Annotated in this window: 6 protein-coding genes and 1 pseudogene; 6 read left to right on the plus strand and 1 reads right to left on the minus strand. The window is 64.0% G+C overall.

What is annotated here, in order from left to right; genetic code table 11:
- Together VJ811_RS10880 and VJ811_RS10885 are read left to right on the plus strand one after the other, a co-directional pair.
- Nucleotides 1-655 (plus strand): annotated as a pseudogene (locus VJ811_RS10880) (phosphoribosylglycinamide synthetase); the annotation flags it as partial.
- On the plus strand, nucleotides 652-1,512 hold the full coding sequence (locus VJ811_RS10885) for an NTP transferase domain-containing protein (RefSeq protein WP_324072287.1): 861 nt from the start codon (nucleotides 652-654) through the stop codon (nucleotides 1,510-1,512). The pseudogene VJ811_RS10880 and the gene VJ811_RS10885, both read left to right, overlap by 4 nt.
- Here the strand turns inward: VJ811_RS10885 and VJ811_RS10890 are convergent.
- Nucleotides 1,433-2,872: a carotenoid oxygenase family protein gene (locus VJ811_RS10890; protein WP_324072288.1), complete on the minus strand. Its 1,440-nt coding sequence runs from the start codon at nucleotides 2,870-2,872 to the stop codon at nucleotides 1,433-1,435. The two genes, VJ811_RS10885 and VJ811_RS10890, sit on opposite strands and share 80 nt — an antisense overlap.
- Nucleotides 2,873-2,957: 85 nt before the next feature.
- Between VJ811_RS10890 and VJ811_RS10895 the strand changes: the two genes are divergently transcribed.
- The 4 genes from VJ811_RS10895 to VJ811_RS10910 all read left to right on the plus strand — a co-directional run bounded on the left by VJ811_RS10895 (nucleotide 2,958) and on the right by VJ811_RS10910 (nucleotide 6,655).
- Nucleotides 2,958-3,566 (plus strand): TetR/AcrR family transcriptional regulator, encoded by a 609-nt coding sequence (locus VJ811_RS10895; protein ID WP_324072289.1) that lies wholly within the window; start codon nucleotides 2,958-2,960, stop codon nucleotides 3,564-3,566.
- Between the two features lie 89 nt (nucleotides 3,567-3,655).
- On the plus strand, nucleotides 3,656-5,440 hold the full coding sequence (locus VJ811_RS10900) for a diguanylate cyclase (protein ID WP_324072290.1): 1,785 nt from the start codon (nucleotides 3,656-3,658) through the stop codon (nucleotides 5,438-5,440).
- A gap of 233 nt (nucleotides 5,441-5,673) precedes the next feature.
- Nucleotides 5,674-6,342, plus strand: a complete 669-nt coding sequence (locus tag VJ811_RS10905; protein ID WP_324072291.1) for a DUF4197 domain-containing protein — start codon at nucleotides 5,674-5,676, stop codon at nucleotides 6,340-6,342.
- A 34-nt stretch (nucleotides 6,343-6,376) separates the two neighbouring features.
- Nucleotides 6,377-6,655, plus strand: a complete 279-nt coding sequence (locus VJ811_RS10910; RefSeq protein ID WP_324072292.1) for a hypothetical protein — start codon at nucleotides 6,377-6,379, stop codon at nucleotides 6,653-6,655.
- Nucleotides 6,656-6,897 lie beyond the last annotated feature (242 nt).

Consider the following 6,897-nt stretch of genomic DNA (forward strand, 5'->3'; position numbering starts at 1 on the left):
CGCGGCGCGCGGCGTGCCCACGGCACCTTGGGCATTGTTCCGCCGCGGGGCACCTGTCGACGTGTCGCGCTGCCCGCCGGCGCGGCGCTGGGTGATCAAGCCGAACAACAGCTCGGCCTCCTGGGGCGTCCGCGACGCGCACGACCGGGTGCAACTTGCGCAGGCGGTCGCCGAAATTCACGCGCTCGACCATGACGCGCTCGTCGAGCCCTTCATCGACGGCAGCGACATCGAAGTGCCCGTGATCACCGTGGACGGCGAGCCCGCGATGCTGCCGATGATGATTTTCGAGCAGGACGATCCGGCGCAGCTGCGCACCTATCAGGAAAAGCGCGACCTCGTCGGTAACGTCGGATATTGCATCAAGCGCTTCGACGATCCCGCGATTGCGGCGCGGATTGTCGGCTATACGAAGCGGATGGCCGATATCTTTCGCCCGTTCGATTACGGCCGGTTCGAGTTTCGCGTCGATCATACGACCGGCGACGCCCGGCTGCTCGAGGTCAATCTCAACTGCAATCTCTGGTCCGAAAAGCTGTTCTCGCGCTCGGCCGTCGCCGCCGGCTTCACCCACGCGGCGCTGATCGAAACGATCGTCGCCGAAAGCATGATGCGTCAGATCGCGCCCGCCGCGGCGCGGCGGAGCGCCGCATGAGCGGTTCGATCCTGATTCTTGCCGGCCGCCGCGCCGGGGCGGTCGATGCGCTCGCCGAGGCATATGGCGTTGCCGACAAATGCCTTGTGCCCGTCGCCGGCCGTCCGATGATCGCGCATGTGCTGGAAAGTGCGGCCGACAGCGAGGCCGACCATGTGTTCGTATCGACGCACCACGCCGCGCTGCTAGGCGATTTGAACGATCCGGTCGTCGATCTGCTCGGCAACCGCCTGACCGTCGTTCCCGCGGCCAACAATCTCGCGGATTCGGTTCTCGCGGTCGCGGGGGTGGCCAGCTTTCCGTTGCTCGTCACCACCGCCGATAATTGCCTGCTGACCCCCGCGACGATCGCGGAGATCGAAGCCGAGGCGATGCGGCTCGGCGCCGATGCCGGGGTCGCGCTGGCGCGGCGCGAGGATGTGCTGGCGGTTCATCCCGAGGGCCAGCGGCGCTTTTACGAATTTTCGGACGTCGCGGTGTCGAACTGCAACGCCTATTGGCTCGGCCATCCGAACGCGCTCCGCGCGGCGGAGGCGTTTCGTGGCGGCGGCCAGTTCGTCAAGAAGCCGTTTCGCGTGATGCAGGCGTTCGGCCTGATCAACCTGCTCCGTTTCCGCTTCGGGCTCGGTCCGATCCACCACATCTTCGCGCGCCTTTCGCGCCATCTGGACGTCGAAATCGCCCCGCTGCTGGTGAGCGCCGGGGCGACGGCGATCGATGTCGACAATGAACGGTCGCTCAGAGTGACCGAGGCGCTGATGAAGCGCCCCGATATCGTCAATCCGCGATCCAGTTCCCGTGAAAGCCGGGGGGAATCCGGTGCGGCAGATGTACGACAGCTTGCGGTGACCCGGTAAAGTCATCGGCGTTGAGGATGACGAGCGCGGTCGTCTCGTCATTCATGTTCACGACCAGCCCGATCAGCCAACCGTCGTCCTCGGCGCCGCTTTCGCTGCGCGGGACGAAAACGAACTCGCCGGGATGCCGGCCGGGGCCGAAATCATGGATTGCGGTCGTGCCCTTGTCGAGGTCGTGCTTGAACAAGCGCGTGTCGGCCATCGCCCATTCGATGCTCTCGCCGTCGGGCATCGCGACGCTGTAGACATAACGATAGGGCATGGTGGTCAGCCGTTCGTCATAGCGCGGGAATTCCTGCGCATGATCGTGGATGACGGTGCGGACCGTCGTTTTCGTCACCGGATCGATCGTCCAGCGTTCCATGCGCGACTTTTCGCTGTCGGGGCCGCGCGTTGACTGGGCGAACATCGTGTCGTGCACGACGACGTCGACGATCACCTTGCCGTCCCCGGTTTCATGGGCGTTGGCGGGGTGGAAGACATAGCAGGGTTCGACGGGCACCCAGATGACTTCGTCACCGCGGCCCTTTCTGGGGAGGAGGCCGATGCGTGCCGGATGCGCGTCGTTCCACGCATAGGGGAAACGATAGCCCGCGAGCAGCATCTTCATCGAGAAGGTGACCGGGAGGTCGAGGACCAGCACATAATTTTCGGTGATCGCGCAGTCGTGGATCGACGGGCCATCGCTGACCGCGATCGCTTCCTCGCGGACGACATGCGCGTCCTTGTCGAGAACGACGTGCCAGACCTTGTTCGGCTCGTCGCCGCGATAGGTGATCGCATGCATCTCGCCCGTCGCGGGGTCGTGATGCGGATGCGCGGTGTAGGAGCCCGCGAGCGTGCCGTCGAACGGGTTGTGCGCGATCGTGTTCAACTCATAACCGAGTTCGACCGGCTTTCCGCCGGCTTCGACGATGGCGAAGGTGCGGCCGACGAGGCCGACGACATTGGTGTTCGGCGCGTCGCTGGTTTCGCGCGGCCCGGGAGGCAAGTCCTCGCCGAGCACTTCGCACGCCTCGGAGCCGCGGATCCAGCGATTGCGATACCAGTCGGCCTTGCCGCCTTCGATGCGGATACCGTGGACCATGCCGGCGCCGGTAAACCAGTGATAGCTGGCGGGATCGGGGGCGGCCGCAGGATTCGGCCCGTTGCGCAGGTAACGGCCGGTCAGCGCGGCGGGGATTTCGCCGTCGACGCGCAGTTCCTCCAGCGTGACCTCTTCGGCCATGGGCTTGTGGATGCCGGTCAGGAACGGGTGCGCGTCGGTGGGGCGGGGGAGGCGCTTGCGGTTGAAGTCGGCGACCTTGCCGATGCCTTTGACAACCGCGCCGCGGATGAGGGTTTCGACATTGCTTGCCATGATATTGCTCCTTACGGATATGGGCGAAAGTCACGCTTGGCGGGGGCTTGTGCGGACGACTCGAAATGTTTACAGTGACAACATGATGGCGAACAAAGATAACAGTGTCAACATAAAAGGCGACGGCGCGAAGGCGGCGGGCGCTTATCATCATGGCGACCTGCGCGCGGCAGTGATCGCGGCGGGGCTGAAGCGGCTGGAGGAGGCCGACGGCGCCGAACTCGGGCTGCGCGCGCTGGCGCGCGACGTCGGGGTCAGCGCGACGGCGCTTTACCGGCATTTCCCCGACAAGGAAGCGCTGCTCGACGCGCTCGCCGACGAAGGGTTGCGGCGGCTCGGGGCATTGCAGGCGCAGGCGTGGCTGAAGGCGGGCGGCGGTCAGGCGGGCTTCAAGGCGACCGGCATCGCCTATGTCCGCTTTGCGCATGACCAACCGGCGGTCTTCCGGCTGAGCTTCACCCGCCAGATGTCCGAACGCTGTGAGGCCGGCACCGATGGCGGCGAAGTGGGTTATAATTTGCTGCGTGCCGGGGTTGCGCAGACGATGCCGCATCTGGAAAATCCGGATACCGCGGCGCTCCACGCCTGGTCGCTCGTTCATGGCCTGGCGATGCTGATCCTCGACCGGCGTATCGATTGGGACGAGGCGATGGTCGAACAAGTGGTTGGCATGACCTTCGGCGGGGTCGATTGAAGGAGCGTTCGATATGGCGGCGCGACCGGGGGTAGGCACGGCCGGCATTATTTAGCGGTTTCTTTTCCGGTTTGTGGTTATCTGGGCGCATGACCCGGTCGCTGCCCCCCAGAGTCGAAGCGATCTTTTGGCTTTTGCTGACCGCAACGGGATATTTCCTGCTGGCCAGCCTGTCGCTGTATGCGACCAAGGGCGCGGACAATATCGCGGCGGTGTGGCCGCCCAGCGGATATTTCCTTGCGCTTCTTCTCCTGATGCCCGCGCGCTGGCGGTTCGTATCCTTCACCGGCATGGCGGCGTCCAGCATGGCCGCGAACATGCTCGGCGGCACGGGGTTCGCGATGTCGGCGGCCTTCGTTTTCGCCAATGGCGTCGAGGCTGCCGTCGCGCTGTGGCTGTTGCGTCAGCGCGAACCCGGCGAACTATCCTTTACGGCGCCGCGCGATGTCGTGCGTTTCTGCGGCGCCGCGCTGGCTGCAAGTTTCGTCGGCGCGGGTATAGCGACGCTGCTTGCCGGCACCGGCCTCGATTTTTTCCTGTCCTGGCTGACGACGGTCGCGCTCGGCATATTGATCGTCACGCCGCCGATTGTGATGCTCGCGCGGCTTATCGTCTCGAACGCGTTCAGCAATGCGCCGGCGGGCATGAAAACCGAAGCGACGGCGATCTTGACGGGTGCCGCCGCGATCACGGCCATATGCTTTTCGCAATCGCAGTTTCCGGTCAATTTCCTGCCCTATGTGGCGGTCATTGTCGCATCGTACCGCTTGGGGCCTTTTGGCGCCGCCGCCGGCATATTGATTGTCGCGATCATCGCTTCGTTGCTGACGGCGCAGGGTTTTGGCCCGATCGCAGCCATCGACGGCGCGCCGAAGGTCAAGATATTCTTCCTGCAATTCTACCTGCTGTCGATGCTGGTCGTTGCGCTGCCGCTCGCCGCGTTGCTCGTCGTACAGCGGCGGCTCTCCCGGCGGCTCGAGCAGAGCAACCGCTGGCTGCTCCAGGCCGAAGCCGCGGCGCTGGTCGGACACTGGCGCGTCGACCTGGCCCGTTGGACGATCCAGTGGTCCGACCAGACCTATCGCATCCACGGGCTGGAGCCTGGAGTGCCGGTCGATGTCGACTATAGCGTCAAACAATATGTGGCCGAGGACCGGTTGGCGGTGCGCAAGATTTTGGCGGAGGCCGTGCGGACCGGCCAGCCTTTCGAATTTCAGGGGCGAATATTGCGCGCCGACGGCCGGATCAGGCACGTCAAATCGCACGGTTCGATCGAAATGGGGCGGAACGGCCGGGCCGCCGGCATTTTCGGCACCGTGCAGGACGTGAGCGAGACGGTCGAGAACGCCCGGATCCTCGAGGCGGCGCGCAGCGCGGCCGAACGCGTTGCCAACACCGACATGCTCACCGGGTTGCCCAATCGCCGCCACACGCTCGCTTTCCTCGAAAAGGCGCTGGCCGGCGCGCGCGACCATGGTGCGCCGCTTGCGGTCGCGATCTTCGACATCGATCATTTCAAGCAGATCAACGACGCCTATGGCCATGTGACGGGCGACGATGTCATCCGCCGCGTCGCCCAGCGCGCCAAGGCGGCGCTTCGCGACGCGGACATGCTCGGCCGGATCGGCGGCGAGGAGTTCGTCTGCATCCTCCAGCGATCGAGCGCGCACGCCGCCGAAATCGTCGCCGAGCGCGTCCGCAAGGCGGTCGAGGCCGGAACCGCCGACGACGAGGATCTTCCGAATGCGACGATCAGCGTCGGCCTCGCGATCTTTGACGGCGAAGCCGACATCGAAGAACTGCTCCACCGCGCCGACAAGGCGCTCTATGTCGCGAAGCGCGAGGGGCGGAACCGGCTGCGCAGCGCGGCGTGAGTATCAGCCAGAAGTATATGTTTCTTTTTTCGTCACCCTGAACTTGTTTCAGGGTCCATGGTCTGCCGTTTCCTTCGGCGCAGCGTTAGACCAGAGGTCCGCCATGGATGCTGAAACAAGTTCAGGGTGACGAGATTTTGAGGCAGCGTTTCACCCCTACGCCGTCGGCACGCTTTGGCCGCGACTATTTTGCTGATAGACTTGGCAACGGGCTCGGGCAGGGAAGGTGGATCATGAAAACGCACGAAGCAATGATGGCGCGGCGGATGCTGCTCGCGGGCTCGATCGGGATGCTCGCTTTGAGCCATGCTCCGTGGGCGCTGGCGAAGCTGCCCAAGGGCGGGGTGAAGGGGCTGATCGCGGGTGCGTCCGACGGCGCGCTCGACAAGCTCGCGGAGCCGGGCGCCTTTTATCGCGATACCGCTGTGCGAATATTATTGCCCGGGGCCGGCGGAAAGCTCGCGTCGAAACTCTTTGGCATGGGCGACAAGCTGGGGCTTACGACCAATCTCACCAAAAGCCTGAACGACGCGGGCGGCAAGGCGGCGGGCGAGGCGAAGCCGATATTTCGCGCCGCGATCGACAATCTGCGCTGGACCGACGCGCCGGCGCTGGTGACGAAGAACGACGGCGCGACACGCTATTTGCAGACGAGCGCGGGCAGCGTGCTGTTCACCAAGGTGTCGCCGCTGATCGGATCGGCGCTGGAGAATGTCGGCGCCTATCGCCAGCTCGATCAGTTGTCGAAGGGCAACCAGTTGATGGCATCGGCGGGGCTGACGCGCGACGGGCTGACGCGATCGGTGACCGATCAGGCGCTGAAAGGCATCTTTCACTATATGGCGGGCGAAGAGGCTGCGCTGCGGCGGAACCCGGCGGGGTTGTTGAAGGGCGTGTTTTAAGCCCATGTGATCGCCTGTTAGGAGCAGGATTCGAATGTTCGAAGAATTAGCGGTTTGGAAACGTGACATACCGAAAGTCGCGATCAGATATGTCGGTTTTCGAAACCTGGAGACGGATCTCGTATGGATCGCTTTCGCGAACTATGTCGGGATCGATGAAGAGGAGGAGTGCGAGATCGGCGCCAACGAGTTGATTTGTCCCCACACGACACTGGATTATTTTCTGAATGCCTTTCCCGCCGATGCCGAACTTTGGAAGCCGACGATCTTGGAGGCCGTCGCCGTTTTCAGGGAAAGAAATCCCGACACATAGTCGAGAATGTAGGGACGGCGGCTTTCTGCGACGTTGCGGGCGTCGATATCCGTGCCCGCCGTTGACACCACGCGCCCCAAATCCTATATCACCCGCATACTCCACCGTCCGAGATAGAGCCTGACTTTGCGCAGCGGGCTGTACGGATAGGGCGGCGGGGATTTCGACAGCGTTGAAAAGCTGCGGTAAACCGGCGACGGTTGCCTGCGGCTTTTTTCGCGTCGGTGCGCTCGCGACCTGAT

Origin of the sequence: Sphingopyxis sp. (genome assembly GCF_035250425.1) — a bacterium.
Classification (GTDB): Bacteria; Pseudomonadota; Alphaproteobacteria; order Sphingomonadales; family Sphingomonadaceae; genus Sphingopyxis.

Coding starts and splice junctions, on each gene's coding strand:
- VJ811_RS10905 (WP_324072291.1), top strand. CDS start 5,674: ATGAAAACGCACGAAGCAATGATGGCGCGGCGGATGCTGCTCGCGGGC.
- VJ811_RS10885 (WP_324072287.1), top strand. CDS start 652: ATGAGCGGTTCGATCCTGATTCTTGCCGGCCGCCGCGCCGGGGCGGTC.
- VJ811_RS10895 (WP_324072289.1), top strand. CDS start 2,958: ATGGCGAACAAAGATAACAGTGTCAACATAAAAGGCGACGGCGCGAAG.
- VJ811_RS10900 (WP_324072290.1), top strand. CDS start 3,656: ATGACCCGGTCGCTGCCCCCCAGAGTCGAAGCGATCTTTTGGCTTTTG.
- VJ811_RS10910 (WP_324072292.1), top strand. CDS start 6,377: ATGTTCGAAGAATTAGCGGTTTGGAAACGTGACATACCGAAAGTCGCG.
- VJ811_RS10890 (WP_324072288.1), bottom strand. CDS start 2,872: ATGGCAAGCAATGTCGAAACCCTCATCCGCGGCGCGGTTGTCAAAGGC.